General features: G+C 56.2%; 26 protein-coding genes. 15 read left to right on the forward strand and 11 right to left on the reverse strand.

What is annotated here, in order from left to right; genetic code table 11:
• Positions 1 to 215 precede the first annotated feature (215 nt).
• The gene (gene orn / locus IM267_RS10005) at positions 216 to 761 is read right to left on the reverse strand and encodes an oligoribonuclease (RefSeq protein WP_003855965.1); all 546 of its coding nucleotides are present in this window, start codon (positions 759 to 761) and stop codon (positions 216 to 218) included.
• A 107-nt stretch (positions 762 to 868) separates the two neighbouring features.
• Between orn and rsgA the strand changes: the two genes are divergently transcribed.
• The 3 genes from rsgA (at position 869) to mscM (ending at position 6330) form a co-directional block, all read left to right on the forward strand.
• Positions 869 to 1921: a small ribosomal subunit biogenesis GTPase RsgA gene (rsgA, locus tag IM267_RS10010; protein ID WP_181574919.1), complete on the forward strand. Its 1053-nt coding sequence runs from the start codon at positions 869 to 871 to the stop codon at positions 1919 to 1921.
• 97 nt (positions 1922 to 2018) lie between these two features.
• A complete protein-coding gene (gene asd, locus IM267_RS10015) occupies positions 2019 to 2987 on the forward strand; it encodes an archaetidylserine decarboxylase (protein WP_063450940.1) in 969 nt (322 codons plus the stop codon).
• 19 nt (positions 2988 to 3006) lie between these two features.
• The gene (mscM, locus tag IM267_RS10020; RefSeq protein ID WP_193033315.1) at positions 3007 to 6330 is read left to right on the forward strand and encodes a miniconductance mechanosensitive channel MscM; all 3324 of its coding nucleotides are present in this window, start codon (positions 3007 to 3009) and stop codon (positions 6328 to 6330) included.
• A gap of 39 nt (positions 6331 to 6369) precedes the next feature.
• Here mscM and yjeM read toward each other — a convergent pair whose 3' ends face one another.
• Both yjeM and epmA read right to left on the reverse strand, forming a co-directional pair.
• A complete protein-coding gene (yjeM, locus tag IM267_RS10025; protein ID WP_193033316.1) occupies positions 6370 to 7869 on the reverse strand; it encodes a glutamate/gamma-aminobutyrate family transporter YjeM in 1500 nt (499 codons plus the stop codon).
• Between the two features lie 168 nt (positions 7870 to 8037).
• Positions 8038 to 9015: an elongation factor P--(R)-beta-lysine ligase gene (gene epmA / locus IM267_RS10030; protein WP_063450943.1), complete on the reverse strand. Its 978-nt coding sequence runs from the start codon at positions 9013 to 9015 to the stop codon at positions 8038 to 8040.
• Between the two features lie 309 nt (positions 9016 to 9324).
• Between epmA and frdA the strand changes: the two genes are divergently transcribed.
• From frdA to frdD, 4 genes are read left to right on the forward strand one after another with little or no spacing between them, the layout of a single operon-like run.
• Positions 9325 to 11115: a fumarate reductase (quinol) flavoprotein subunit gene (gene frdA / locus IM267_RS10035; RefSeq protein WP_131637490.1), complete on the forward strand. Its 1791-nt coding sequence runs from the start codon at positions 9325 to 9327 to the stop codon at positions 11113 to 11115.
• Entirely contained in the window at positions 11108 to 11842 is a 735-nt protein-coding gene (locus tag IM267_RS10040) for a succinate dehydrogenase/fumarate reductase iron-sulfur subunit (protein WP_193033317.1), read from the forward strand. Before frdA ends, IM267_RS10040 begins: the two co-directional genes overlap by 8 nt.
• A gap of 10 nt (positions 11843 to 11852) precedes the next feature.
• Positions 11853 to 12248 carry a fumarate reductase subunit FrdC gene (frdC, locus tag IM267_RS10045; RefSeq protein ID WP_193033329.1) on the forward strand — a complete coding sequence of 132 codons (396 nt, stop codon included), beginning with the start codon at positions 11853 to 11855 and terminating at the stop codon, positions 12246 to 12248.
• A gap of 10 nt (positions 12249 to 12258) precedes the next feature.
• On the forward strand, positions 12259 to 12618 hold the full coding sequence (frdD, locus tag IM267_RS10050) for a fumarate reductase subunit FrdD (RefSeq protein ID WP_193033318.1): 360 nt from the start codon (positions 12259 to 12261) through the stop codon (positions 12616 to 12618).
• Between the two features lie 29 nt (positions 12619 to 12647).
• On the opposite strand, the gene ampR is transcribed toward frdD, so the two are convergent.
• Positions 12648 to 13523, reverse strand: coding sequence for a LysR family transcriptional regulator AmpR (gene ampR / locus IM267_RS10055; protein ID WP_193033319.1), 876 nt, complete (start codon positions 13521 to 13523; stop codon positions 12648 to 12650).
• Between the two features lie 132 nt (positions 13524 to 13655).
• Here ampR and blaACT point away from each other — a divergent pair, with 132 nt between their 5' ends.
• The gene (gene blaACT / locus IM267_RS10060) at positions 13656 to 14798 is read left to right on the forward strand and encodes an ACT family cephalosporin-hydrolyzing class C beta-lactamase (RefSeq protein WP_193033320.1); all 1143 of its coding nucleotides are present in this window, start codon (positions 13656 to 13658) and stop codon (positions 14796 to 14798) included.
• Positions 14799 to 14910: 112 nt separating this feature from the next.
• Positions 14911 to 15441 carry a lipocalin family protein gene (locus tag IM267_RS10065; protein ID WP_193033321.1) on the forward strand — a complete coding sequence of 177 codons (531 nt, stop codon included), beginning with the start codon at positions 14911 to 14913 and terminating at the stop codon, positions 15439 to 15441.
• Here IM267_RS10065 and sugE read toward each other — a convergent pair.
• Positions 15438 to 15755 (reverse strand): quaternary ammonium compound efflux SMR transporter SugE, encoded by a 318-nt coding sequence (gene sugE / locus IM267_RS10070; protein ID WP_063450951.1) that lies wholly within the window; start codon positions 15753 to 15755, stop codon positions 15438 to 15440. The two genes, IM267_RS10065 and sugE, sit on opposite strands and share 4 nt — an antisense overlap.
• Before the next feature lie 262 nt (positions 15756 to 16017).
• Between sugE and IM267_RS10075 the strand changes: the two genes are divergently transcribed.
• Positions 16018 to 16617, forward strand: a complete 600-nt coding sequence (locus IM267_RS10075; RefSeq protein ID WP_193033322.1) for a LuxR C-terminal-related transcriptional regulator — start codon at positions 16018 to 16020, stop codon at positions 16615 to 16617.
• Between the two features lie 36 nt (positions 16618 to 16653).
• Here IM267_RS10075 and ecnB read toward each other — a convergent pair whose 3' ends face one another.
• From ecnB to efp, 3 genes are all read right to left on the reverse strand, one after another.
• Entirely contained in the window at positions 16654 to 16800 is a 147-nt protein-coding gene (ecnB, locus tag IM267_RS10080; protein WP_003855942.1) for a lipoprotein toxin entericidin B, read from the reverse strand.
• A 108-nt stretch (positions 16801 to 16908) separates the two neighbouring features.
• Positions 16909 to 17040, reverse strand: a complete 132-nt coding sequence (locus tag IM267_RS10085; protein ID WP_063450953.1) for an entericidin A/B family lipoprotein — start codon at positions 17038 to 17040, stop codon at positions 16909 to 16911.
• A 57-nt stretch (positions 17041 to 17097) separates the two neighbouring features.
• Complete coding sequence (gene efp, locus IM267_RS10090) at positions 17098 to 17664, reverse strand: elongation factor P (RefSeq protein ID WP_003855940.1); 567 nt, start codon at positions 17662 to 17664, stop codon at positions 17098 to 17100.
• Between the two features lie 40 nt (positions 17665 to 17704).
• Between efp and epmB the strand changes: the two genes are divergently transcribed.
• Positions 17705 to 18733: an EF-P beta-lysylation protein EpmB gene (epmB, locus tag IM267_RS10095; protein WP_063450954.1), complete on the forward strand. Its 1029-nt coding sequence runs from the start codon at positions 17705 to 17707 to the stop codon at positions 18731 to 18733.
• 63 nt (positions 18734 to 18796) lie between these two features.
• Here epmB and IM267_RS10100 read toward each other — a convergent pair whose 3' ends face one another.
• Complete coding sequence (locus tag IM267_RS10100) at positions 18797 to 19150, reverse strand: DUF4156 domain-containing protein (RefSeq protein WP_003855938.1); 354 nt, start codon at positions 19148 to 19150, stop codon at positions 18797 to 18799.
• A 233-nt stretch (positions 19151 to 19383) separates the two neighbouring features.
• Between IM267_RS10100 and IM267_RS10105 the strand changes: the two genes are divergently transcribed.
• From IM267_RS10105 to iadA, 3 genes are read left to right on the forward strand one after another with little or no spacing between them, the layout of a single operon-like run.
• Positions 19384 to 20031 carry a nucleoside recognition domain-containing protein gene (locus IM267_RS10105; protein ID WP_063867107.1) on the forward strand — a complete coding sequence of 216 codons (648 nt, stop codon included), beginning with the start codon at positions 19384 to 19386 and terminating at the stop codon, positions 20029 to 20031.
• Positions 20028 to 20489 carry a YjiG family protein gene (locus tag IM267_RS10110; RefSeq protein WP_107534496.1) on the forward strand — a complete coding sequence of 154 codons (462 nt, stop codon included), beginning with the start codon at positions 20028 to 20030 and terminating at the stop codon, positions 20487 to 20489. Before IM267_RS10105 ends, IM267_RS10110 begins: the two co-directional genes overlap by 4 nt.
• A 10-nt stretch (positions 20490 to 20499) precedes the next feature.
• Positions 20500 to 21663: a beta-aspartyl-peptidase gene (iadA, locus tag IM267_RS10115; RefSeq protein WP_193033323.1), complete on the forward strand. Its 1164-nt coding sequence runs from the start codon at positions 20500 to 20502 to the stop codon at positions 21661 to 21663.
• Positions 21664 to 21727: 64 nt separating this feature from the next.
• On the opposite strand, the gene groL is transcribed toward iadA, so the two are convergent.
• Both groL and IM267_RS10125 read right to left on the reverse strand, forming a co-directional pair.
• Positions 21728 to 23374 (reverse strand): chaperonin GroEL, encoded by a 1647-nt coding sequence (gene groL / locus IM267_RS10120; RefSeq protein WP_015572446.1) that lies wholly within the window; start codon positions 23372 to 23374, stop codon positions 21728 to 21730.
• Positions 23375 to 23413: 39 nt separating this feature from the next.
• Entirely contained in the window at positions 23414 to 23707 is a 294-nt protein-coding gene (locus tag IM267_RS10125; protein ID WP_003855929.1) for a co-chaperone GroES, read from the reverse strand.
• Between the two features lie 178 nt (positions 23708 to 23885).
• Here IM267_RS10125 and yjeH point away from each other — a divergent pair, with 178 nt between their 5' ends.
• Positions 23886 to 25133 carry an L-methionine/branched-chain amino acid transporter gene (gene yjeH, locus IM267_RS10130; protein WP_193033324.1) on the forward strand — a complete coding sequence of 416 codons (1248 nt, stop codon included), beginning with the start codon at positions 23886 to 23888 and terminating at the stop codon, positions 25131 to 25133.
• Positions 25134 to 25157 lie beyond the last annotated feature (24 nt).

Raw genomic sequence — 25157 nt, forward strand, 5'->3', positions numbered from 1 at the left:
CCAACTGAGCTATTCCCGCAACTCTGTACTGCTTTTGTTGCTGTCGTAACGTGTAATTCTCTGTCGTTACGGGAGGCGCATTATACGAGAAATCCGTTTAGCTGCAACCCCCCTCAAAGCGATTTTTTTGAAATTCAGTTCAAGTGCTTATTAAATCGGCAAGCTGAACAATTTAACGACAAAATACAGGCCGCGCAACGCGCCGGATCGCAAAATCAGAGCTTAATAAAGTTTTCGCGATAGTACGCCAGCTCCGCAACAGACTCGCGGATGTCATCCATCGCCTGGTGCGTCCCCTGCTTTGTGAAGCCGTCGAGAATTTCCGGTTTCCAGCGACGGGCCAGCTCTTTCAGGGTGCTTACATCCAGATAGCGGTAGTGGAAGTAGGACTCCAGCTCCGGCATGTACTTAAACAGGAAACGACGATCCTGACCAATGCTGTTGCCACAGATAGGCGATTTTCCTGCCGGCACCCACTGCTTCAGAAACTCAAGCGTCGCCAGCTCCGCTTCGCGGTCGCCCAGGGTGCTGGCCTTCACGCGTTCCACCAGCCCGCTGCCGGTATGGGTACGCACGTTCCACTCATCCATCAGCGCAAGCTGATCGTCGGACTGGTGCACGGCAATCGTTGGGCCTTCCGCCAGAATATTGAGGTTGGCATCGGTGACCAGTGTGGCGATCTCAATAATGCGATCGCGCTCGGGATCCAGGCCGGTCATCTCCAGATCGATCCAAATCAGGTTGTTTTCGTCCGCGCTCATGTTATTTTCCACCCTTCTCGCTTAACCGGCAGTAGCAGGTTAACTAGTATTAATTAGAGTGTATCATAGAGGTTTTGCCCGCTATGGGCGACCAGGAGCCAGCGCGATTGAGTAAAAATAAACTCTCCAAAGGGCAGCAGCGCCGCGTGAATGCAAATCACCAGCGCCGTCTTAAAACCACTACGGAGAAGCCCGATTACGACGACAACCTGTTTGGCGAAGCGACAGAAGGCGTTGTGATCAGCCGCTTCGGCATGCACGCCGATGTCGAATCCGCCGACGGGGATATCCACCGTTGCAATATCCGTCGCACCATCCGTTCACTGGTGACCGGGGACCGCGTGGTCTGGCGTCCGGGCAAGGAGGCGGCGGAAGGGGTAACGGTTAAAGGTATCGTTGAAGCCGTGCATGAACGCACGTCGGTCCTTACCCGCCCTGATTTCTATGACGGCGTGAAGCCCATTGCCGCCAACATTAACCAGATCGTGATCGTTTCGGCGATTTTACCCGAACTTTCTCTCAATATTATCGACCGTTATCTGGTGGCCTGCGAAACGCTACAGGTTGAGCCGCTCATCGTGCTGAATAAAATCGATCTGCTGGATGAGGAGGCCATGGCCTTTGTGAATGAGCAGATGGATATCTACCGCAACATTGGCTATCGCGTTTTGATGGTTTCCAGCCGCACCAAAGACGGCCTGAAGCCGCTGGAAGATGCGCTGACCGACCGCATCAGCATCTTTGCAGGGCAGTCCGGCGTGGGTAAATCCAGCCTGCTTAACAATCTGCTCGGCCTTCAGCAGGAGATCCTGACCAACGATGTGTCGGACGTCTCCGGGCTGGGCCAGCACACCACCACCGCCTCACGTCTCTATCACTTCCCACACGGCGGCGATGTGATTGACTCCCCGGGCGTGCGCGAATTTGGTCTTTGGCACCTTGAACCGGAACAAATCTTTAACGGATTTGTCGAATTCCATGACTATTTAGGCGCTTGCAAATACCGCGACTGTAAACATGACAACGATCCGGGCTGTGCCATCCGTGAAGCGGTGGAGAACGGTGAAATTGCGGAAACCCGTTTCGAAAATTATCACCGCATTCTCGAAAGCATGGATCAGGTAAAAACGCGTAAAAACTTTTCTGATTCTGATAACTGACAACTAAGCTAAGCGTCGCTAAAATCGTCCCCTTTTTTCAGGTTCCGGCAGCGCGCTGCCGGATCAGGAACGACAAAACAATGGCCTGGAGGCTACCTTGTTAAACTCATTTAAACTTTCGCTTCAATACATTCTGCCTAAACTGTGGCTCACTCGCCTGGCGGGCTGGGGCGCGAGCAAACGAGCGGGCTGGCTGACCAAACTGGTCATCGACCTGTTCGTGAAATACTACAAGGTCGACATGAAAGAAGCGCAGAAGCCGGATACGGCAAGCTACCGCACCTTCAACGAATTTTTTGTGCGTCCGCTGCGCGACGAAGTGCGTCCGCTGAATACCGACCCGAACGTGCTGGTGATGCCTGCTGACGGCGTGATCAGCCAGCTGGGTAAAATTGAAGACGACAAAATTTTGCAGGCGAAAGGCCATAACTACAGCCTGGAAGCGCTGCTGGCCGGTAACTACCTGATGGCGGATCTGTTCCGCAACGGTACGTTCGCCACCACCTATCTCTCCCCGCGCGACTATCACCGCGTTCATATGCCGTGTAACGGTATCCTGCGCGAGATGATCTACGTGCCGGGCGATCTGTTCTCCGTAAACCACCTGACGGCGCAAAACGTCCCGAATCTGTTTGCCCGCAACGAGCGCGTCATCTGCCTGTTTGATACTGAATTTGGCCCAATGGCGCAGATTCTGGTGGGTGCGACCATCGTAGGCAGCATCGAAACCGTCTGGGCGGGCACCATTACGCCGCCGCGCGAAGGCGTGATCAAGCGCTGGACCTGGCCTGCCGGCGAAGAAGAAGGTTCTGTGGCCCTGCTGAAAGGTCAGGAGATGGGCCGCTTCAAGCTGGGCTCAACGGTAATCAACCTGTTCGCACCGGGCAAAGTTAACCTGGTCGAGGAGCTGAAAAGCCTGTCCGTGACCAAACTTGGCCAGCCTCTGGCCGTATCGACTGAAATCTTTGCAACGCCAGACGTTGCGCCAGCCCCGTTGCCGGAAGAAGAGATTAAGGCCGAGCACGACGCCAGCCCGCTGGTTGACGACAAAAAAGACGAAGGCTAACAACAGAAGGATCGCTGACGTGCGCCCGATTATCGTATTACTGATGGCCTGGTGCCTCAGCATGGGGGCGTACGCAGCGACGGCCCCCGACGCCAAACAGATAACCCAGGAGCTGGAGCAGGCAAAAGCGGCGAAACCCGCTCAGCCGGAGGCCGTTGAGTCGCTCCAGTCTGCACTGAACGCGCTTGAGGAGCGGAAAGGCTCCCTTGAGCGCGCGCAGCAGTATCAGCAGGTTATCGACAACTTCCCCAAACTCTCTCAGACCCTGCGCTCGCAGTTAAACAACCTGCGCGATGAACCGCGCCAGGTACCCGCGGGGATGACGTCCGAGGCGCTGAATCAGGAGATCCTGCAAGTCAGCAGCCAGCTTCTGGAAAAGAGCCGCCTGGCTCAGCAGGAGCAGGAGCGGGCGCGTGAAATTGCCGACTCCCTCAGCCAGCTTCCACAGCAGCAAACCGACGCCCGCCGTCAGTTAAATGAGGTAGAACGCCGCATCGGGACGCAGACGGGCAACACGCCGCAGAATCAGGCGCAAAATCTTGGGCTACAGGCTGAATCCGCCAGACTGAAAGCGCTGGTCGATGAACTGGAGCTGGCACAGCTTTCTGCCAACAACCGCCAGGAGCTGTCGCGGATGCGTTCCGAGCTGGCGCAGAAGCAGAGCGAACAGCTTGATGCGTATCTCCAGGCGCTGAGAAATCAGCTCAACAACCAGCGTCAGCGTGAAGCTGAACGTGCGCTGGAAAGCACCGAGTTATTGGCCGAAAACAGCGATAACCTGCCTGAAGGCATCGTCGCCCAGTTTAAGGTTAACCGCGAACTTTCTGCGGCGCTGAATCAGCAGGCGCAGCGTATGGATTTGGTCGCGTCGCAGCAGCGCCAGGCCACCAATCAAACCCTTCAGGTGCGTCAGGCGCTCAACACGCTGCGCGAACAGTCCCAGTGGCTTGGCTCGTCTAACCTGTTGGGCGAAGCGTTACGTGCGCAGGTCGCGCGTCTGCCGGAGATGCCAAAACCGCAGCAGCTCGATACTGAGATGGCGCAGCTGCGCGTTCAGCGTCTTCACTATGAAGACCTCCTCAACAAGCAGCCGCAAATCCGCCAGATCCGTCAGGCTGACGGACAGCCGCTTACCGGCGAGCAGAGTCGTATTCTGGAAGCGCAGCTGCGCACCCAGCGCGAGCTGCTGAACTCCCTGTTACAGGGTGGCGATACGCTGATCCTTGAGCTGACCAAGCTGAAAGTATCAAACAGCCAGCTGGAGGATGCGCTGAAGGAGGTCAACGAGGCCACGCACCGTTATCTCTTCTGGACATCCGACGTGCGGCCGATGACCTTCGCCTGGCCGATTGAAATTGTGCAGGATCTGCGCCGCCTTATTTCGCTGGATACCTTCAGCCAGCTTGGCCTTGCCAGCGTGATGATGATAACCAGTAAGGAGACCATCTTCCCGCTGCTGGGAGCGCTGATTCTGGTGGGCTTCAGTATTTATTCCCGTCGCCACTTTACCCGTTTCCTCGAGCGCTCCAGCGCCCGTGTGGGAAAAGTGACCCAGGATCACTTCTGGCTGACGCTGCGCACGGTGTTCTGGTCAATTCTGGTCGCGTCCCCGCTGCCGGTGCTGTGGATGACACTCGGATACGGCCTGCGTGAAGCCTGGCCTTATCCCCTTGCCGTCGCGATTGGCGACGGCGTAACCGCCACCGTCCCGCTGCTGTGGGTCGTGATGATTTGCGCCACGTTCGCGCGGCCAAACGGTCTGTTCATCGCTCACTTTGGCTGGCCGCGTAATCGCGTTGCGCGGGCGATGCGTTATTACCTGATGAGTATCGGGCTGATTGTGCCGCTGATTATGGCGTTGATCATGTTCGATAATCTCAATGATCGGGAATTCTCCGGCTCGCTGGGACGTCTGTGCTTTATGCTGATCTGCGGGGCACTGGCGGTGGTAACGCTCAGCCTGAAGCGCGCCGGGATCCCGCTCTATCTCGATAAGAGCGGCAGTGGCGATAACATGTTTAACCGTCTGCTGTGGAACCTGCTGCTCAGCGCGCCGCTGGCGGCAATGCTGGCGGCAGCTGTCGGCTACCTCGCTACGTCGCAGGCGCTGCTGGCGCGACTGGAAACGTCGGTGGCTATCTGGTTCCTGCTGCTGGTGGTTTACCACGTTATTCGCCGCGGCATGCTGATCCAGCGTCGTCGTCTGGCGTTTGACCGCGCCAAACATCGACGCGCAGAAATTCTGGCCCAGCGTGCGCGCGGCGAAGAAGAGCCGAACCACGTCAACAGCACGGAAGGGGCAGCGGAAGCAGACGACGTTGAACTGGATCTGGATGCTATCAGTACCCAGTCCCTGCGGCTGGTGCGCTCAATTCTGATGCTGGTTGCCCTGCTGTCGGTGATTTTCCTGTGGTCGGAAATTCACTCCGCGTTTGGCTTCCTGGAGAACATTTCGTTGTGGGACGTGACGTCCACGGTGCAGGGAGTCGAAAGCCTGGAGCCCATCACATTAGGGGCCGTGCTGATTGCGATTCTGGTGCTGATCATCACCACGCAGCTGATACGTAACTTCCCTGCTCTGCTGGAGCTGGCGCTGTTGCAGCATCTGGATTTAACCCCCGGCACGGGCTATGCGATCACCACTATCACCAAGTATTTAATCATGCTGTTTGGTGGGCTGGTGGGCTTCTCGATGATTGGTATCGAATGGTCAAAACTGCAATGGCTGGTTGCCGCCCTGACCGTAGGCCTGGGCTTTGGTTTACAGGAAATCTTCGCCAACTTCGTGTCTGGTCTGATCATTCTGTTTGAAAAACCGATCCGAATTGGCGATACGGTGACCATCCGCGATCTGACCGGCAGCGTCACCCGAATCAACACCCGCGCTACCACCATCAGCGACTGGGACCGTAAAGAGATCATCGTCCCGAACAAAGCGTTTATCACCGAGCAGTTTATCAACTGGTCGCTGTCTGACTCCGTCACGCGTGTGGTGCTGACCGTACCGGCCCCGTCGGATGCCAACAGCGAAGAGGTAACGCAGATCCTGTATACGGCTGCGGAACGTTGTTCGCTGGTGATCGATAACCCACCGCCGGAAGTCTTCCTGGTTGATTTGCAGCAGGGGATCCAGATTTTCGAGCTGCGTATTTACGCCGCCGAGATGGGCCACCGTATGCCGCTGCGCCATGAGATCCACCAGCTGATTCTGGCTGGTTTCCGCGAGCACGGGATCGATATGCCGTTCCCACCGTTCCAGATGCGTCTGGAAACGCTGGACGGACGTAAGACGGGAAGAACCTTGACGTCAGCGGCGCGTTCGCGCCCGGCGGGAAGCTTGTAATCTCTTTTCCCCTCCCTGTCGGGAGGGGTTTTTCATCCGCTATGCCACTTCCGCCACGCAGATCGTCATGCGACGGCGGTAGTTTTCATAAATCCCCATTGCCAGCATTGAGAAGAAAATCGGTCCGCCAACCATCCACAGCGTGCTGTTCCAGTCATTTGCCTCAACCACGGGCTGAATGACGGTAAAAATGTTGGCGAACGCGACGACCAGCACCACAACGGTGGTCGCCACCAGCGTCGCCGCGCGGGTTTTGAAGATCACAAACGGACGCTCCAGATCCTGCTTCGCCTTAAAGAACGGAAACGCCAAGGCCAGGAAAAGGTACGGAAGCGTCATTGACACGTTCGCCATCAGGGTCAGCTTGTTATAGAAGGCCGACGCGGTATCGCCGCCAAAGGACACCAGCAGAATGAATACGCACACCAGGAGGCACTGCATCCACATGGCGTTAGCAGGCATACCGGCAGCATTAAGCTGGGTCATCCGTGCGGGCCACAGCGCCTTTGGCGTGCCCTGAATAATCGCTTTCAGCGGCGAGTAGATGAGCGTGAAGAACGCGCCGGTATAGGCGAGGAACATCGACAGGCCGGTAATGCGCGCAAACCAGATCCCCAGGGTAGCCGATCCTTCCGGCGTCAGGTGCATGGCGTTACCGAGCGTCATCCCCAGGCTTTTCATCAGCACGTAGGTGATGTTCCCGAGGTTGGTGGTGTTATTGCTCAACACCTGCTGCCAGTTGGTGCTGACGCCCCAGAGGAAAATCGCCAGTGAGTAGCCAATGGAAATGACGATAGCGGCAAAAATAATGCCTTTGGCGAAGTTCTTTTCCGGGTTTTCGGTTTTGTCGACCAGCCCGCCTACGGCTTCAATACCGCCGTAAGCAAAGATGGCAAACACCACGAACGAGAGCATGGCCAGCCCGGACTGATACCCCGGATTAGGCGATGAAACAAAGTTGACTTCCTGGGCGAAATGCCCGCCGTTCAGGCACAGAATGGCGATACTGGCCAGCAGCAGCACCAGATTCAGACACATCACGGAAATACCGCCAACCGCGGTGATACGGGCTATTTTGTTGATGCCTTTGGAGGCCACCAGCGTGACCACCACCATCCAGCACACCGCCAGAATACCCACCACCTGCGTGGAGCTCAGCCCCGCCAGGGACCAGACCTGCGTTTTGTCCGCACCGAAGAGAAACGTCGAGAACGGCACCCAGACCTTGGCTGCCGTGCTGACCATCCAGACCACGTAGGATGAAAACCACATGAAGGTACCGATAAACGCATAGCGTGGACCGACGCTGTTGTTCATCCACGAATAGATGCCGCCCTCTTCTTTCCGGTAAGCCGAGCCCATCTCCGCCATCATCAGCGCAAACGGGATAAAGAAGAACAGAGCGGAAACGATATAAAACGGCGTTGCGCTGTAGCCCATCAGATAAAAAGCGGACGGGCTATTGGCAAAGCCAAAGACTGACGTAAAAATCATCAGGATGAGCCCGGTAAGGGTCATTTTTTTGAGTGAGTGGGACATATAACCATCCGAAACGGAATTAAACTGCGCGGATGGTAGCAGATGACCAGACAAATATTGTGGCTATACGAGTCAAATTAAGAAAAAGACCCGCGTATAGAGAAAATAACAGTTTTTAATATGGCAAGTTAAATGACCGGGTAAGCGACAGCGCCACCCGGCAACTCTTTAAGCGCGATCGACCGTAAAGGCGATCACGTCGCCCAGCTGTTCCGCGCCCAGCGCCAGCATCACCAGTCGATCCACGCCCAGCGCCACGCCGGAGCAGTCCGGCAAACCGGCCTTAAGCGCTTCCAGCAGGTTGGTGTCAATCGGCTGCTGCGGCAGACCGCGCGCGTTGCGCTTGCGGTTATCCTGCTCGAAACGCTGCTGCTGTTCGCGCGCGTCGGTCAGCTCGTGGAAACCGTTCGCCAGCTCAATGCCTTTAAAGTACACCTCAAAACGCTCCGCCACGCGGTGATCTTCGGTGCTGATCTGCGCCAGCGAGGCCTGGCTGGCCGGGAAGTGGTAGACAAACGTCGGGCGATCTTTACCAATTTGCGGTTCAACGCCAAAGGTGAACAGCAGTTGCAGCAGCGTGTCGCGGTCCTCTTCGGTATCCGCCACGTTGCTCAGATCCAGTTTTGCCGCCACCTCACGCAACTGGGTTTTATCAGCCGAGAGCGGATCGATTTCCAGATGGCGCTGGAAGGCCTGCTGATAGGAGAGCGTTTCAGCTTCCGCGCAATCCAGCACCTGTTGCAGCAGATCGTCGACTTCGTTCATCAGGCGATACATGTCGTAGTGCGGGCGGTACCACTCCAGCATGGTGAATTCCGGATTATGGTGCCGGCCCATCTCTTCATTACGGAAGCTACGGCACAGCTGATAAACCGGGCCACATCCGGCCGCCAGCAGACGCTTCATATGGTATTCCGGGCTGGTCATCAGATACAGATTCATGCCCTGAGAGTGGCCAGGGCCAACAAAACGGGTTTCAAACGGGACCAGATGAATATCCGTGACCGTCGCCTGACTCATGCACGGCGTTTCCACCTCCAGGACGCCGCGATCTGCAAAGAAGCGGCGGATCTCCGCCATAATTGCTGCGCGCTTCAACAGGTTTGGAATGGATGCGCTCGGCTGCCAGGTGGCCGTTTCGCTCATGAGTTTTTCTCCGTTTTCAGACAAGGGCACGAAGTCTACTCGTAAGCCGGGGCAGAGACAAATTTTGCACAGTAAAAGTCCTTTTTCATTACACAGAAAAATACTGTGACGCCATTCATCAATCACGATGATAAATCACCGCACAGAACAGCAAAAAAATCGAACGCGTCAAATTTCCCTCACATCTACGCGGTTATACTGTTATACCCATAAAGGAGCAGTGGAATCGCTTCCGCAATCGCCCGTTCGGGCAGGTGAACGTCCTTTAGTTCATCGCGTTGCGGGAAAACAAAAATCTGGAGGAATGTCGTGCAAACTTTTCAAGCCGATCTTGCCGTAATAGGCGCTGGCGGGGCTGGATTACGCGCTGCAATTGCTGCGGCACAAGCCAATCCGAACGCTAAAATCGCATTGATTTCAAAAGTCTATCCGATGCGCAGCCACACGGTAGCCGCAGAAGGAGGATCCGCCGCCGTCGCGCAGGATCATGACAGCTTCGAATACCATTTCCACGACACGGTTGCAGGGGGCGACTGGCTTTGCGAACAGGATGTCGTTGATTATTTCGTTCACCATTGCCCAACGGAAATGACCCAGCTGGAACAATGGGGATGCCCGTGGAGCCGCCGTCCGGACGGGAGCGTCAACGTTCGCCGCTTCGGTGGCATGAAGATCGAACGCACCTGGTTTGCCGCCGATAAGACCGGCTTCCACATGCTGCACACCCTGTTTCAGACCTCCCTCCAGTTCCCACAAATCCAGCGCTTTGACGAACATTTCGTTCTCGACATTCTGGTCGACGACGGTCATGCGCGCGGGCTGGTGGCGATGAACATGATGGAAGGCACGCTTGTCCAGATCCGCGCGAATGCAGTGGTCATGGCGACCGGCGGTGCGGGCCGCGTGTACCGCTATAACACCAACGGCGGCATCGTCACCGGTGACGGTATGGGCATGGCGCTCAGCCACGGCGTGCCGCTGCGCGATATGGAGTTCGTTCAGTATCACCCAACCGGCCTGCCCGGCTCCGGTATTCTGATGACGGAAGGCTGCCGCGGTGAAGGCGGTATTCTGGTCAACAAAAACGGTTACCGTTATCTACAGGATTACGGTATGGGCCCGGAAACTCCGCTCGGCGAGCCGAAAAACAAATACATGGAACTTGGCCCACGCGACAAAGTTTCTCAGGCTTTCTGGCACGAGTGGCGCAAAGGCAACACCATCTCAACGCCGCGCGGTGACGTGGTGCATCTCGACCTGCGCCACCTCGGCGAGAAAAAACTGCTGGAGCGTCTGCCGTTTATCTGCGAGCTGGCGAAAGCCTATGTGGGCGTCGACCCGGTGAAAGAGCCGATCCCGGTGCGTCCAACCGCGCACTATACGATGGGCGGAATCGAAACCGACCAGCAGTGCGAAACCCGCATCAAAGGGCTGTTTGCGGTGGGCGAGTGTTCCTCCGTGGGTCTGCATGGCGCAAACCGTCTGGGCTCAAACTCGCTGGCTGAGCTGGTGGTCTTTGGACGTATGGCGGGCGAACGCGCGATGGAGCGTGCCGCAACCGCAGGCGACGCCAACAGCGCGGCGCTGGATGCGCAGGTTGCAGACGTCGAAAAACGGCTGAAAGACCTGGTGAACCAGGAAGGTAACGAAAACTGGTCGAAGATCCGCGACGAAATGGGCCTGTCGATGGAAGAAGGCTGCGGGATCTACCGTACGCCAGAGCTGATGCAGAAAACCGTCGACAAGCTGGCGGAGTTGCAGGAGCGCTTCAAGCGCGTGCGGATCACCGACACCTCCAGCGTCTTTAATACCGACCTGCTCTATACCATTGAACTGGGCCACGGCCTGAACGTCGCGGAATGTATGGCGCACTCTGCCCTGGCGCGTAAAGAGTCGCGCGGCGCGCACCAGCGTCTGGACGAGGGCTGCACCGAACGTGACGACGTCAATTTCCTTAAACACACTCTCGCCTGGCGCGATGCGGATGGCACCACCCGCCTGGACTACAGCGACGTGAAAATCACCACGCTGCCACCAGCGAAACGCGTTTACGGTGCAGAAGCAGAAGCCGCCGATAAGAAGGAGAAGGCGAATGGCTGAGATGCAAAAACTGAAAGTTGAAGTGGTGCGCTACAATCCGGAAGTGGACGACGCGCCGCACAGCGCTTTCTACGAAGTCCCTTACGACGAGCAAACCTCCCTGCTGGATGCGCTCGGCTATATTAAAGACAACCTGGCGCCAGACCTGAGCTACCGCTGGTCCTGCCGCATGGCAATCTGCGGCTCCTGCGGCATGATGGTCAACAAAGTGCCGAAGCTGGCGTGTAAAACCTTCCTGCGCGATTACACCAAAGGCATCAGGGTTGAAGCGCTGGGCAACTTCCCGATTGAGCGCGATCTGGTGGTCGACATGACCCACTTTATCGAAAGCCTCGAAGCGATAAAGCCGTACATCATCGGCAATCCGCGTACGCCGGATCAGGGTCCAAACACCCAGACGCCCGCGCAGATGGCGAAATACCATCAGTTTTCCGGCTGCATCAACTGCGGCCTTTGCTACGCCGCCTGTCCGCAGTTTGGCCTGAACCCTGAGTTTATCGGCCCGGCCGCCATTACCCTGGCGCACCGCTATAACGAGGACAGCCGCGACCACGGCAAAAAAGAACGTATGGCACAGCTTAACGGCCAGAACGGGGTCTGGACCTGCACGTTTGTGGGTTACTGCTCTGAAGTCTGTCCGAAGCATGTCGACCCGGCCGCCGCCATTCAGCAGGGAAAAGTGGAAAGCTCGAAAGACTTTCTTATCGCTACCCTGAAACCACGCTAAGGAGTGCATGATGACGACTAAACGCAAAGCCTACGTGCGGCCAATGCCGTCCACCTGGTGGAAAAAACTGCCGTTTTATCGCTTCTATATGCTGCGTGAAGGCACGGCAGTTCCCGCGGTCTGGTTCAGCCTCGAACTGATGTACGGGCTTTATGCTCTCAAGCACGGCCCGGAAGCCTGGGCCAGTTTTGTGGGCTTCCTGCAAAACCCAATCATCGTGGTTCTGAATCTGATTGTGCTCGCAGCCGCGCTGCTGCATACCAAAACCTGGTTTGAACTGGCGCCAAAAGCGGCAAACATCATTGTTAAAGGCGAGAAAATGGGGCCGGAGCCGGTTATCAAAGGGCTCTGGGCAGTGACCGCAGTTGTCTCTGTGGTCATTCTGTTTGTCGCGCTGTTCTGGTAAGGAGACTACTGTGATCAATCCAAATCCAAAACGTTCAGACGAGCCGGTCTTCTGGGGGCTATTTGGCGCAGGCGGCATGTGGAGCGCCATTATTACCCCGGTCATCATCCTGCTGGTCGGGATCATGCTGCCGCTGGGGCTGTTCCCGGGCGATGCGCTGAGCTACGAGCGCGTGCTGGCCTTTGCGAGCAGCTTTATTGGCCGCGTATTTCTCTTCCTGATGATCGTCCTGCCGCTGTGGTGCGGCCTGCACCGTATCCACCATGCGATGCACGATCTGAAAATCCATGTGCCAAGCGGTAAATGGGTCTTCTACGGTCTGGCGACCATTCTGACGGTGGTCACGCTGATTGCCGTGGTCACCATCTGACTGAACTGGCCCGCCGTCCGGCGGGCTTTTTACTTTTTCATCTTTCCTGCCAGCCACCCGGAAAATTCCCGCATTGCGGGCGTTTCTGCCCGGGACTGCAATCGGGTCAGCCAGTAACTGCCGAGCTCAATCTGCGTTGCAAAGGGCTGCACAATGCGCTCGCTGGCTAACAGATGGGTAAACATATTGACAGGCGCGATGGCAATGCCCACTCCCGCCTGAGCGGCCTCCAGCATGGTCACGGACGAATCAAACACCATCACACGGTGCGTTGGCGAAGGGGGATGCTCGCCGGCCGCCTGCATCCACGCGGACCATTCGTCGCGCCGGTAGGAGCGCAGCAGCGTAAACCTGAGGATATCGGCCGGACTGTGCAGACGGGCGGCAATATCCGGCGTACACAGCGGCGCGAGCGGCGCATGACAAAGAAATTCAGCCTCGGTGCCGTGCCACGCCCCGCCGCCGTAGCGGATCGTGTAGTCAAGCCCTTCGGCGGCCGGATCGACGCGGTTATTATGGGTAGAAAGCTGAAGATCGATATGCGGATAGCCACGGCGAAAATCGTCCAGCAGTGAGAATAACACCCCGGTCGCGAACGTGCCCACCACGCCGATTTTCAGCTTCTCCTGCGCACGATGGTTAGCAAAGCGATCCAGCATACCGGCTATACGATCGAACGAATCATTCAGCACCGGCAGTAAATTTTCGCCCTCGGTAGTCAACATCAGCCCGCGCGAAACGCGAACGAACAGCTGACAGTTCAGGTGCTGCTCCAGCGTCTTCACATGCTGGCTAATGGCGGAATGGGTCACGTTCAGCTCAATGGCCGCATGCGTAAAGCTGAGATGTCTTGCGGCGGCTTCAAAGGCTCGAAGCGAATTGAGGGGGAGATAGCTTCGCGTCATGGTCTCTTCCGTTAGAAAAATTAACAGCTAATGCTAAATTTAACCGTTTGTCAGGTGCAGTCAAATCTAACAGACTACGCCTGTCTGACGGGCCCGGACATCCCCTTGACTCGCTATTACGGAAGATTACTGATGATGAAAAAAACCCTTTGCTGCGCCGTGCTGCTCGGCATCTCTTGCTCTGCCCTCGCCGCGCCAGTGTCCGAACAACAGCTGGCCGAGGTGGTCGCGAAGACGGTTACGCCGCTGATGAAAGCCCAGTCTATTCCCGGTATGGCGGTGGCCGTTATTTATCAGGGTAAACCGCACTATTACACGTTTGGCAAGGCCGATATCGCAGCCAACAAACCGGTTACGCCTCAGACCCTGTTCGAGCTGGGCTCTATAAGTAAAACCTTCACCGGCGTTTTAGGTGGGGATGCCCTTGCTCGCGGTGAAATTTCGCTGGACGATCCGGTGACCAAATACTGGCCTGAACTGACGGGCAAGCAGTGGCAAGGGATTCGAATGCTGGATCTCGCGTCCTACACCGCCGGTGGCCTGCCGCTACAGGTGCCCGATGAGGTGACGGATGACGCCTCCCTGCTGCGCTTCTATCAACACTGGCAGCCACAGTGGAAGCCAGGCACAACGCGCCTTTATGCCAACGCCAGCATCGGCCTGTTTGGTGCGCTGGCGGTCAAGCCTTCCGGCATGCGCTACGAGCAGGCGATGACCGAGCGAGTCTTCAAACCGCTGGCGCTGCATCACACCTGGATTAACGTGCCGAAAGCGGAAGAGGCGCATTACGCCTGGGGCTCTCGTGACGGCAAAGCGGTACACGTTTCGCCGGGGATGCTGGATGCACAAGCCTATGGCGTGAAAACCAACGTGCAGGATATGGCGAACTGGGTCATGGCAAACATGGCGCCAGAGAACGTTGCAGATGCCTCACTTAAGCAGGGCATCGCGCTGGCGCAGTCGCGCTACTGGCGTATCGGTTCAATGTACCAGGGCCTTGGCTGGGAGATGCTCAACTGGCCCGTGGAGGCAAAAACGGTGGTTGATGGCAGCGACAGTAAGGTGGCGCTGGCCGCCTTGCCTGCGGTCGAAATAGATCCTCCGGCTCCGCCTGTAAAAGCCTCATGGGTGCACAAAACCGGGTCGACGGGCGGGTTCGGCAGCTACGTGGCCTTTATTCCTGAAAAGCAGATCGGCATCGTGATGCTCGCGAATAAAAGCTATCCGAACCCGGCACGCGTTGAGGCGGCGTACCATATCCTCGACGCGCTATAGTAAAACATTGCCGGGTGGCGGCTTCGCCTTACCCGGCAAAACCCGCTGCACAATCTTCCGCATTTTTCCTGCTGTCATCTACACTTAACAAAAAAACGGTAAGGAAACTCCTATGCGCATTCTGCCTGTTATTGCCGCAGTAACAGCCGCGTTTTTAGTGGTTGCTTGCAGTTCCCCAACTCCTCCGCCTGGCGTCACGGTAGTCAGTAATTTTGACGCTCAGCGCTTCCTCGGCACATGGTATGAAATCGCCCGTATGGATCATAAATTCGAACGGGGCTTAGAAAAAGTTACGGCCACCTACAGCGCGATGGATGACGGCGGGATCCAGGTCGTCAACCGCGGCTATAATCCGGACCGGCAGATGTGGCAGCAGACGGTGGGTCAGGCCTATTTCACCGGCGCGCCTAACCGTGCGGCAATGAAAATCTCTTTCTTCGGCCCATTCTACGGCGGATATAACGTTATTGCGCTGGACAAAGAGTACCGCCACGCGCTGGTGTGTGGGCCGGATCGCAACTATCTTTGGATACTCTCCCGCACGCCAACGATCACGGCGGAAATGAAGCAGCAGATGCTGGACGTTGCGACCCGGCAAGGGTTTGACGTGACGAAATTAATCTGGGTAAAACAGCCGCATTAGTGCGTACTCAGTTTTAACCCAATGATGCCCGCGACGATTAATGCGAGGCTGGCGATGCGCGCCAGGCTCGCAGATTCCCCCAGCAGCAGAATGCCGGTAATGGCAGCCCCTACCGCGCCAATTCCCGTCCAGACAGCGTAAGCCGTTCCCACAGGCAAGGTTCGCATTGACCATGACAGCATAACGATACTGACAATCATCGCGGCGATGGTAATGACGCTGGGCGTCAGGCGGGTAAAACCGTGGGTGTATTTCAGACCAATTGCCCATACCACTTCGAGCAAACCGGCGATAACAAGAACGATCCAGGACATTTCAGGCTCCTTAACTTTAAGACAAGTTGGGGCCGTCCCCGATGAGTGACGCGCTTACGGGTCGTCCCGCAAGGCAGAAGTTGCACCTTATATTTTGGTTAGCGCGGTATTTTTTTTCAAACTTTTTTTGCTGAACGCGTTAAGGCAAGAAATAGCCTCAGTAAGGCGCGCAGTTCAGGCATTTATAACTCATCCGACTTCTCTATGATGTTATGCTTTCTAATGGCAGGAAGCCAAACCACTAGCCGACTGCGAATATTGTATGTTCAAAATTCTTTTGATTGACCGCTGTCACTTCACCCGCGCGGGATTTGAAGCATGGGCCAATCATTCAGACCTGCTGTCAGGTCATTTCGTCGTAACCGGGGTGAATAACCTTTTCCTCGCCAGAGAGCATATTCTGCAATGGAAACCTGCACTGGTCATCGCTGATTTATCTGGCTTCCGGCAGGATTTACACCATTTTCAGCAACTGTCCTCCCTGCTGATTGCCAGCGAAACGCTGCCTTTTATTTTGCTGCAATCTGGGCAGGAACAGGCGATGACGGATTATCTGGCGCAATACCCGATATGGTCTTCACTCTCTAAAAATACCGATCTGGAAGGACTGGCCGCAGTGATTAACGACGCGCTAACGTCATGTGCAACCCCGGAGCTTCCGGAAATGGCAGCACCGTTACTGACGCGTCAGGAAGAGAGAGTTCTGACATTATGGATGGAAGGCGCAAGCAACCAGAAGATTGCCAGTCATCTGCGCATTAACGGCAAAACGGTGTACACATACAAACGCAATATCCGCATGAAGCTTCATATGGATACGCGCTACTCCCCATTTTTAACGCTACAGGAAGTGGAGAATTGACGGTACGGTGAATTCACTGCCGTACCGTCGTTGTCATTAGTTCTGAGCTTTAGTTGCTGCGCCAGAAATAGCGTTACCACCGTCGGAGATATCTTCCCCTACGCCACGGGTGGTGTTACATGCAGTCAGTACCGAAGAAAGCACCAGAACAGAAAAGATCGCTGCAATTGTTTTCTTAACCATAATATCTTCCTTTTATAGCCAAAGTTATTTTGTGTATAGCAACTTAAGAATAGACAAGATCTTGTCGTTTGACGGAAAAGGAAGAATTTTTAGGAAAATTAGACGGAATTAGCTGGCCGCATGGGAAATGATATGGCCGAGATCCTGGATATCTTCACCCACGCCACGCGCGGTGTTGCAACCGGAGAGCATTGCGCTGGAGAGCGCGAACAGAAGCAGAATTTTAACGGTACGTTTCATCTTCCCTGCCTGCAAAATCAGGCGCAGCGGGCGCTGCGCCTTACATCACGACGTAAATTACTTCACGCGGGATACGTATTCGCCGGAGCGGGTATCCACTTTGATCACTTCACCGATCTGTACGAACAGCGGTACTTTCACCACTGCGCCGGTAGACAGGGTAGCTGGCTTGCCGCCGGTACCTGCGGTATCACCTTTCAGACCTGGATCGGTTTCAACGATTTCCAGCTCAACGAAGTTCGGCGGGGTAACAGCGATAGGCTGACCGTTCCACAGGGTCACGATGCACTCAGCCTGATCCAGCAGCCACTTAGCGTTATCGCCAATGGCTTTCGCGTCAGCAGACAGCTGCTCGAAGGTTTCGTTGTTCATGAAGTGCCAGAACTCACCGTCGTTGTACAGGTAAGTCAGGTTCATATCGACAACATCAGCGCCTTCAGCGGAGTCAGTAGATTTGAAGGTTTTCTCAACACGGGTACCGGTCAGCAGGCGACGCAGCTTAACGCGCGCAAATGCCTGGCCTTTACCTGGTTTAACGAATTCGCTGGCTTCAACCGCGTACGGTTCGCCGTCCATCATGATTTTAAGACCAGCACGAAAATCGTTGCTATAGTACGTTGCCATAAGGCCCTCTAAATTTGTTAACTGGTAGCTAAGCCACAAAATGGCGCATATTGTAACCCTAAACACCCCGTCCAGAGAAGATTGGTTATCGCAACTTGCCGATGTAATCACCAGTCCTGATGAATTGCTGCGTCTTTTAGACCTCGATCAGCACCCGGAGTTGCTTGCTGGCCGTGAGGCAAAGCGACTTTTCGCCCTGCGCGTTCCCCGCGCGTTTGTCGCCCGAATGGAAAAAGGCAACCCTGACGATCCATTGCTAAAACAAACGCTGACCTCTCAGGATGAGTTTATCACTGCGCCGGGATACAGCACCGATCCGCTGGAAGAGCAGAACAGTGTGGTACCGGGTTTGCTGCATAAATACCGCAACCGTGCGCTGCTGCTGGTTAAGGGCGGCTGTGCGGTAAATTGCCGCTACTGCTTCCGCCGTCACTTCCCCTACGCTGAGAATCAGGGTAATAAGCGCAACTGGCAGGTGGCGCTGGACTATATCGCGGCGCACCCGGAACTGGATGAAATCATCTTCTCCGGCGGCGACCCGCTGATGGCAAAAGATCATGAGCTGGACTGGCTGCTGACTCAGCTTGAGACCATTCCGCACATTAAGCGTCTGCGCATTCACAGCCGTTTACCGATCGTCATCCCGGCGCGTATCACCGACGCTCTGGTCACGCGCCTGGAGCAGTCCCGTTTGCAGGTGCTGCTGGTGAACCATATCAACCACGCGAATGAAATTGACGCGGACTTTCGCGCGGCGATGGCGCGGCTGCGAAAAGCGGGCGTGACGCTGCTGAACCAGAGCGTATTACTGCGCGGCGTGAACGACAGCGCCCGGGTGCTGGCCGATCTCAGCAATGCCTTATTTGATGCGGGCGTCATGCCCTATTATCTGCACGTTCTTGATCGCGTTCAGGGCGCGGCGCACTTCATGGTGACGGATGAAGAGGCCCGCCAGATTATGCGCGAACTGTTAACGCTGGTTTCAGGTTATATGGTGCCGAAGCTGGCACGCGAGATTGGCGGAGAGCCGAGTAAGACGCCGCTGGATTTGCAGCTGCGGCAGCAGTAAAAAGCAGGTGGCGCTACGCTTACCTGGCTACAGATCAAGCGGCAGCGCCATCAAAAGTTTAGATCAGTTCGGGCACTTATAGACCTGGCCGTTCATCTGGCTGGCGGTTGGCACAAAGCTGGACAGCATACCCTGCGTCGGGCTGCTTACCCCGTAAATCACGTTGCCGCCCATAGCCGCCGCCTGATTACGCAGGGCATTGGCCGCACCGCGCATAGAGCCGCCCTCTTCACCGTGCTGCCCCGACATCCAGTTGCTCTGCTCGCCAGTGGCGGTGCCTAACAGCTGGCATTCGCTGCCCGGCTTATCTTCCACAAAGCGAACGCTCTGGCCCGCTGCCGTCAGTTCATTGCTGGTGCTACACCCCGCCAGCAGCAATGCTGCACCTACAATCCCTGCACAGACTTTAATGCGCATGTTATTCCTCGTTTTCAATAAGCTGGACAGTAGTTGTCCGCGTGTAAACCTTATACTAAAAAGATGACCAAAAGAAAAATGCTGAGCATTTCTGCGAGCCAGATTCCGCTGGCACTCCTCCGACATCTTAAATGAATTCTGATAATAACCTTTGGGATATCGTGTTTTAGCCCCCGATCGTTTTTAGTGATGCGACGTACAACTTTTGTACGCATCTCAAAAAAGGGGGTTTCATGAGTGCATCATCCTCAGGAGAGGAAAAAGTGACCTGGGTGGGCTATCTGGCGTTCGTGCTCACCATCGTATTTTTCTCAGGCTTTTTCGCCAAAAGTACCGAATGGTGGCGCGTGCTGGATTTTACCGTCTTAAACGGCAGTTTTGGACCGGTGAACGGCGCGCTGACGTTTCGCGGCGAGGGTGGGACGGGAGCGAAAGACGGTTTTTTGTTTGCTCTTGAGCTGGCCCCCTCGGTCATTCTGTCGCTCGGGATCATTGCCGTCACCGAGGGGCTGGGCGGGCTGCGCGCCGCACAACAGCTCATGACGCCCATTTTACGCCCGCTGCTCGGCGTGCCGGGTATCTGCTCTCTGGCGCTTATCGCCAACCTGCAAAACACCGATGCCGCCGCCGGGATGACCAAAGAGTTGACCGACGAAGGGGCGATTACCGACCGTGAACGCGCCATTTTCGCCACCTTCCAGACCAGCGGTAGCGCCATCATTACCAACTATTTTTCGTCCGGTGCCGCACTTTTTGCCTTCATTACCGTTCCGGTGATCGCGCCGCTTGCCGTCATTCTGGTGTTTAAATTTGTTGGCGCGAACTTTTTGCGTCTGTGGATCGCGCACAGGGAAGTTCGCCGCGTTCAGGAGGAAAAATGATCGCCCAGCCGCGTAAAAATATCATGGACCTGTTTATCGATGGCGCCCGTCGCGGCTTTACCATCGCCACCACCAGCCTGCTGCCGAACGTGGTTATGGCGTTTGTTATCATTCAGGCGCTCAAGGTCACCGGCCTGCTGGATATCGTCGGCAGCGTCTGTGAACCGATCATGTCGTTGTGGGGGCTTCCGGGTGCGGCGGCAACCGTCCTGCTGGCCTCGGTGATGAGCATGGGCGGCGGCGTGGGGGTTTGCGCCAGTCTGGTCGCTGCCGGCACGCTCAACGGGCACGATGCCACTATCCTGCTGCCCGCCATCTATCTGATGGGCAATCCGGTGCAAAACACTGGCCGTTGCCTGGGCACCGCAGGCGTCAACCCGAAGTATTATCCGCACATCATTACCGTCTGCGTTATTAACGCCCTGCTCTCAATGTGGGTGATGCAGCTACTCTTCTGAGGAGATAAAAATGGATTTTTCAGTGCTGGAACCGCATCTTTTCCGCAATGCGCATCTTTACGCGCCGGAGGATCGGGGGCGTTGCGATCTGCTGATCGCCGGGGGAAAAATCGTCGCGATTGAAAAAACGGGCCACGCCACAACGAAGCCAGACTGTCCTGAACGCGATCTCGCCGGAGCAGTGGTTTGTCCGGGGTTTATCGATCAGCACGTACACCTGATCGGCGGCGGCGGTGAAGCTGGCCCGCACACCCGGACGCCGGAGGTACGGTTGTCCGCGCTGGTGGCGGCGGGCATCACCTCCGTTGTTGGCCTGCTGGGCACCGACGGCGTGACTCGCCATCCCGAGTCGCTGCTGGCAAAAACGCGGGCGCTAGAACATGAAGGGATCAGCGCGTGGATGCTGACAGGCGCGTACGGGCTGCCTTCTCCGACGATTACCGGCAGTGTCGAAAAGGATGTGGCGCTGATTGATAAAATCATCGGCGTGAAATGCGCGATTTCCGACCATCGCTCTTCCGCACCAACGGATGATCGGCTCGCGAATATGGCCGCCCAGTCGCGCGTCGGCGGTCTGCTGGGTGCCAAAGCGGGCATATCCGTGTTTCATCTCGGCAACAGCCCGAAACTGCTCGAGCCGCTGCTTAACATCCTGAATAACGCCGACGTGCCCCGCACGAAGCTGCTGCCAACCCACGTCAACCGCGCCCGGCCACTGTTCCTCGCCGCGCTGGATTATGCCCGCGACGGGGGCTATATCGACATCACCACCAGCATCAGTGAGCCCATTGATGCCGCCACCGCCATCGCGACGGCCCGCGAAGCGCAGGTGCCGTTTAACCGGCTTACGCTCAGTTCGGACGGTAACGGCAGCCAGCCGATTTTTGACGCTAACGGCAACCTGGTGGGCATGGGCGTGGCGGGATTCGAGTCCCTGCCGGAAACATTACAAAAGCTGGTCAGTCAATATCACCTGCCGCTGGAGGAGGCGCTTCTGCCGTTTACGCGTAACGTGGCGGAGTTTCTCGGCCTGGAGCATAAGGGGCGGCTCGCACCCGGATGCGATGCCGATTTGCTGGTGCTGACGGATGACCTGAAGATCCGCGAGGTTTGGGCGAAAGGAAGCCAGATGGTGCGCGAAGGCGTTGCATGCGTGAAGGGAACATTTGAGTAGCGGCAATAAAAAACCCCGGGCATTGCTGCCCGGGGTTCGTTCTGAGAGGTTCAGAACAACATGATTACATCATGCCGCCCATTCCACCCATGCCGCCCATACCACCAGCAGCACCTAAGTCAGGCGCATCGCCTTTAGGCAGGTCGGTCACCATGCACTCGGTCGTGATCATCAGGCCAGCTACAGATGCCGCGTATTGCAGAGCAGAACGGGTCACTTTAGTTGGATCCAGGATACCGAAGTCGATCATGTTGCCGTATTCTTCAGTTGCCGCGTTGTAACCGTAGTTACCTTCACCTGCTTTCACGTTGTTCGCAACCACAGACGGCTCTTCACCGGCGTTGGACACGATCTGACGCAGCGGAGCTTCCATCGCGCGCAGCGCAACTTTGATACCCACGTTCTGGTCTTCGTTCTGAGCAGTCAGGCCAGCCAGCTTAGCGGCTACACGCACCAGCGCGACACCACCACCAGCAACCACGCCTTCTTCTACCGCAGCACGGGTCGCGTGCAGGGCGTCGTCAACGCGTGCTTTCTTCTCTTTCATTTCAACTTCGGTCGCAGCACCAACTTTGATTACCGCAACGCCGCCTGCCAGTTTCGCTACGCGCTCCTGGAGTTTTTCACGGTCGTAATCGGAAGTGGCTTCTTCGATCTGCTTACGGATCTGACCAACACGGCCCTGAATAGCGGCCTCTTCACCCACACCGTCGATGATGGTGGTGGTGTCTTTGTTGATCACAACGCGTTTCGCCTGGCCCAGGTCTTCCAGGGTCGCTTTTTCCAGCTCCATACCGATCTCTTCGGAGATCACGGTACCACCGGTCAGGGTAGCGATATCCTGGAGCATCGCCTTACGACGATCGCCGAAGCCAGGCGCTTTAACCGCAGCCACTTTCACGATGCCGCGCATGGTGTTAACCACCAGGGTCGCCAGCGCTTCGCCTTCAACGTCTTCAGCGATGATAACCAGCGGCTTGCCTGCTTTCGCAACGGCTTCCAGCACTGGCAGCATTTCGCGGATGTTGGAGATTTTCTTATCAGCCAGCAGGATGAACGGGCTTTCCAGCTCAACAGCGCCAGTTTCTGGCTTGTTGATGAAGTATGGGGACAGGTAACCGCGGTCGAACTGCATACCTTCAACCACGTCCAGTTCGTCTTCCAGACCGGTACCGTCTTCAACGGTGATCACGCCTTCTTTACCGACTTTATCCATCGCTTCAGCGATCAGTTTACCTACGGTTTCGTCGGAGTTAGCGGAGATAGTACCAACCTGAGCAATAGCTTTAGAGTCAGAGCACGGTACGGACAGCGCTTTCAGTTCTTCAACAGCAGAGGCGACAGCTTTGTCGATACCACGTTTCAGATCCATCGGGTTCATGCCCGCAGCAACGGCTTTCAGACCTTCGGTGATGATGGCCTGCGCCAGTACGGTCGCGGTGGTGGTACCGTCACCGGCAGCGTCGTTCGCTTTAGAGGCAACTTCTTTCACCATCTGTGCACCCATGTTTTCGAACTTGTCTTCCAGCTCGATTTCACGTGCAACAGAAACACCATCTTTGGTGATGGTTGGCGCGCCGAAGGATTTGTCCAGCACTACGTTACGGCCTTTCGGGCCCAGAGTGACTTTCACTGCGTCTGCCAGTACGTTTACGCCGCGGAGCATTTTTACACGAGCGTCGTTACCGAATTTTACGTCTTTAGCTGCCATGTTCTTATTTCCTCAAATTCGTACAGTTTCGTGCGTTAATTACGCTTCAACAATTGCCAGAATGTCGCTCTCGGACATGATCAACACTTCTTCATTGTCGATCTTCTCGGATTTCACGCCGTAGCCATCGTTGAAAATGACGATGTCACCAACTTTAACGTCCAGTGGCTGCACAGTTCCGTTTTCCAGGATGCGGCCCTTACCGACAGCGATGATTTCGCCACGCGTTGATTTTGCTGCTGCTGAACCGGTCAGAACGATGCCGCCAGCAGACTTGGTTTCAACTTCTTTACGTTTGACGATCACACGATCATGTAACGGACGAATACTCATTGATAGCTCTCCTTTGAGAAAGTCATTATCAGTTATGGATGACGCCGGTCCGCATGCGGTTTTCCGGCTAGTGCCCTGAGAGATGGGGATAGCTTTTTACCCCTTCAAGGGGTAACCGAAAAAAAATTTGCGAAAGTGTTACCATCCCCTCTCTTTTGATGGTGGCGGGACGAGGCAAATGAGTGGACTCAGGCAGGAGTTGGGGCTGGCGCAGGGTATTGGCTTACTCTCAACGTCCTTGTTAGGCACGGGAGTATTTGCGGTTCCCGCACTGGCGGCGCTGGTTGCCGGCAATAACAGCCTTTGGGCATGGCCGGTACTGATCGTGCTGGTGTTCCCGGTGGCGATTGTGTTTGCCATACTCGGGCGGCACTTCCCCAGCGCGGGCGGCGTAGCGCATTTTGTCGGCATGGCATTTGGCCCACGGATGGAACGCGTCACCGGCTGGCTGTTTTTATCGGTGATCCCGGTCGGCCTTCCGGCAGCCCTGCATATCGCCACCGGCTTCGGACAGGCGCTGTTTGGCTGGCACGACGAACAGCTGTTGCTGGCTGAACTCGGTACGCTGGCGATTGTCTGGTGGGTGGGCTCACGCGGGGCCAGTTCCAGCGCCAATCTGCAAACGCTGGTCGCAGCGTTAATCGTCGCGCTGATCGCCGCCATCTGGTTTGCGGGTGACATTACCGTGGCGGATATTCCTTTCCCCGCGATTAACGACGTCGACCATGCACAGCTTTTCTCGGCATTATCCGTCATGTTCTGGTGTTTCGTCGGTCTGGAGGCGTTTGCTCACCTGGCATCCGAGTTTAAACAGCCCGAGCGTGACTTCCCCCGCGCCCTGATGATTGGCCTGCTGCTGGCGGGCACGGTGTATTGGGCCTGTACGGTACTGGTGCTGCACTTTAACGCCTTCGGCGAAGAGAAAGCTGCTGCCGCGTCGCTACCGGGCATCGTGGTGCAGCTGTTCGGCGTTAAAGCCCTGTGGGTGGCCTGCGTGATTGGCTATCTCGCCTGCTTTGCCAGCCTCAATATCTATATTCAGAGCTTCGCCCGGCTGGTGTGGTCTCAGGCACTTTATAAACCGGATAGCCGACTCGCACGCCTGTCTAAACGTCAGCTTCCGGCGAATGCGCTGAATACCGTACTGGGCTGCTGCGTGGTGAGTTCCCTGGGCATTTATCTGCTCGACATCAACCTTGACGCGCTGATTGTCTATGCCAACGGTATCTTCATCATGATCTACCTGCTGTGCATGCTGGCGGGCTGTCGGCTGCTGAAAGGACGCTTTAAGGCGCTGGCGGCGGTCGGGTGTGTGCTGTGCCTGCTGCTGCTGGCGATGGTGGGGTGGAAGAGCGTGTACGCCATCATCATGCTGGCGGGGCTGTGGGTGTTTTTACCGAAGCGGCAAAATTTGCAGGCCCGGTAAGCGAAGCGCCACCGGGCCACAAAC

Origin of the sequence: Enterobacter cloacae complex sp. P15RS (genome assembly GCF_014895905.1) — a bacterium.
Classification (GTDB): domain Bacteria; phylum Pseudomonadota; class Gammaproteobacteria; order Enterobacterales; family Enterobacteriaceae; genus Enterobacter; species Enterobacter quasihormaechei.

Excerpts from the sequence above, each read along its gene's own strand:
- orn (WP_003855965.1), bottom strand. The coding sequence starts at position 761 with ATGAGCGCGGACGAAAACAACCTGATTTGGATCGATCTGGAGATGACC.
- yjeM (WP_193033316.1), bottom strand. The coding sequence starts at position 7,869 with ATGTCCCACTCACTCAAAAAAATGACCCTTACCGGGCTCATCCTGATG.
- epmA (WP_063450943.1), bottom strand. The coding sequence starts at position 9,015 with ATGAGCGAAACGGCCACCTGGCAGCCGAGCGCATCCATTCCAAACCTG.
- IM267_RS10040 (WP_193033317.1), top strand. The coding sequence starts at position 11,108 with ATGGCTGAGATGCAAAAACTGAAAGTTGAAGTGGTGCGCTACAATCCG.
- frdC (WP_193033329.1), top strand. The coding sequence starts at position 11,853 with ATGACGACTAAACGCAAAGCCTACGTGCGGCCAATGCCGTCCACCTGG.
- ampR (WP_193033319.1), bottom strand. The coding sequence starts at position 13,523 with ATGACGCGAAGCTATCTCCCCCTCAATTCGCTTCGAGCCTTTGAAGCC.
- blaACT (WP_193033320.1), top strand. The coding sequence starts at position 13,656 with ATGATGAAAAAAACCCTTTGCTGCGCCGTGCTGCTCGGCATCTCTTGC.
- IM267_RS10065 (WP_193033321.1), top strand. The coding sequence starts at position 14,911 with ATGCGCATTCTGCCTGTTATTGCCGCAGTAACAGCCGCGTTTTTAGTG.
- sugE (WP_063450951.1), bottom strand. The coding sequence starts at position 15,755 with ATGTCCTGGATCGTTCTTGTTATCGCCGGTTTGCTCGAAGTGGTATGG.
- IM267_RS10075 (WP_193033322.1), top strand. The coding sequence starts at position 16,018 with ATGTTCAAAATTCTTTTGATTGACCGCTGTCACTTCACCCGCGCGGGA.
- ecnB (WP_003855942.1), bottom strand. The coding sequence starts at position 16,800 with ATGGTTAAGAAAACAATTGCAGCGATCTTTTCTGTTCTGGTGCTTTCT.
- IM267_RS10085 (WP_063450953.1), bottom strand. The coding sequence starts at position 17,040 with ATGAAACGTACCGTTAAAATTCTGCTTCTGTTCGCGCTCTCCAGCGCA.
- efp (WP_003855940.1), bottom strand. The coding sequence starts at position 17,664 with ATGGCAACGTACTATAGCAACGATTTTCGTGCTGGTCTTAAAATCATG.
- epmB (WP_063450954.1), top strand. The coding sequence starts at position 17,705 with ATGGCGCATATTGTAACCCTAAACACCCCGTCCAGAGAAGATTGGTTA.
- IM267_RS10100 (WP_003855938.1), bottom strand. The coding sequence starts at position 19,150 with ATGCGCATTAAAGTCTGTGCAGGGATTGTAGGTGCAGCATTGCTGCTG.
- IM267_RS10105 (WP_063867107.1), top strand. The coding sequence starts at position 19,384 with ATGAGTGCATCATCCTCAGGAGAGGAAAAAGTGACCTGGGTGGGCTAT.
- IM267_RS10110 (WP_107534496.1), top strand. The coding sequence starts at position 20,028 with ATGATCGCCCAGCCGCGTAAAAATATCATGGACCTGTTTATCGATGGC.
- iadA (WP_193033323.1), top strand. The coding sequence starts at position 20,500 with ATGGATTTTTCAGTGCTGGAACCGCATCTTTTCCGCAATGCGCATCTT.
- groL (WP_015572446.1), bottom strand. The coding sequence starts at position 23,374 with ATGGCAGCTAAAGACGTAAAATTCGGTAACGACGCTCGTGTAAAAATG.
- IM267_RS10125 (WP_003855929.1), bottom strand. The coding sequence starts at position 23,707 with ATGAGTATTCGTCCGTTACATGATCGTGTGATCGTCAAACGTAAAGAA.
- yjeH (WP_193033324.1), top strand. The coding sequence starts at position 23,886 with ATGAGTGGACTCAGGCAGGAGTTGGGGCTGGCGCAGGGTATTGGCTTA.